Here is a 1,354-nt window from a genome sequence, read left to right as displayed (position 1 = left end):
CTCAGAGTATCATCGAAGCAGTTTTCATCTACCCCCCCATACCGGCACGTTCCTCCGCTCGAGATGACGGTGGCGGCGGACGCCTCTCCCGTCATTTCGATAGTGGGAGCGGAGTGGAGACATCCTACGCTTCAAATAGCCGAAACGACGCCTTGCACCCCTCTCGTCATTTCGATGAAAGCGCAGCAGAGTGGAGAAATCTCCTTCCACCAATGAGGCAGGTCACCTGCCATCATTTCGAGGGGAAAGGCAGCATATCATGATAGGACGGTCAGAAAAAAGCTGGGAAGAAATGATTTACCTTTCTTCCCAGCCCCTTTATTTTGTAAAATGGTCCGCTTCCGGCGGGACGTGAAGGAACCTTAAATTTTGGAATTGGGGGACATGCTGGTGTCTTGCGGATCCCAGGGGACGATTTTCCCGGTTCTAAGGCTTTTCTGCACGTCGATGGTGCGCTGGTTGGAGGAGCCTTTGAAGAGGAGGGTGACGTCTTTTTTGTCCAGCATGAATTCTCCGTCCACCAGTACGTCGATCCGTTTCAGGAGTTCCATGGTTTCCGGCATGATCTTGGCGAAGTGGCCCAGAAGGTCACGGTCGTAGAGGTAGCCGGTGAAGCACCAGATGGTTTTGTGGGGATAGAGTTCCTTGAACCGTTTCACCAGCGGGAGGAGGCCCTTCTGGTTTACCGGTTCCATGGGCTCTCCGCCCAGGAGGGTAAGGCCTTCGTAGAATTCATGGCCCGTTTCTTTGATGATGTAGTCTTCCACTTCCTTGGTAAAGGGTTTTCCGTAGTTGAAATCCCAGGTTTCCGGATTGAAGCAGCCTTTGCAGTGATGGGTGCAGCCGGAAACAAAGAGGGAGAACCGGATGCCCGGGCCGTTGGCGATGTCGTATTCTTTAAAATTGGCGTATTTCATGGATAACTCCTTGGATATAAGTAAAAAAGGAGGCGCGGAGCGCCTCCGGGTGAGTGCCCTTTTGGGGATGAGGGTTCAAAGGGGAAGGTGGCGTCCTGACGGACGCTTTTTTATATGCCGCCTGCGGCGGCAGCTTATGTAGTAGAACGGGAAGCACGTAACGCAGGCTTCTTCCTCAGGAAGGAGCTGGGCGGAGCCCTGAGGATGGGTCCGAAAAAAGTGTGGCGGATATGAATCATCATCAGGCCCCGATGGGGCCTCGGCTTTTCTGCGAAAAGCCCCTATCCTCCGTCGCCTTCGGCGACACCTCCTTTCTGAGGAAGGAGGCTTTGGCGCTGCGCTCTGCGGCACTGGATACACAAAGGTATTTATACTCATCGCTCCGAAGGAGCGATACCGCAGCCCTTTGAACCCGCCTGCCAAAGGCAGGCAGAACC

General features: G+C 54.1%; 1 protein-coding gene. It reads right to left on the bottom strand.

What is annotated here, in order from left to right; all coding sequences use genetic code 11:
• Positions 1-362 precede the first annotated feature (362 nt).
• Entirely contained in the window at positions 363-917 is a 555-nt protein-coding gene (gene nrdG / locus B2Y11_RS02360) for an anaerobic ribonucleoside-triphosphate reductase activating protein (protein WP_291055692.1), read from the bottom strand.
• Between the last annotated feature and the right edge of the window lie 437 nt (positions 918-1,354).

It is taken from the genome of Dialister sp. UBA1703, assembly GCA_002320515.1.
GTDB lineage: Bacteria > Bacillota > Negativicutes > Veillonellales > Dialisteraceae > Dialister.
The sequence above is the reverse complement of the archived record's forward strand: the minus strand, read 5'-3'. Positions and strand labels throughout refer to the sequence as shown.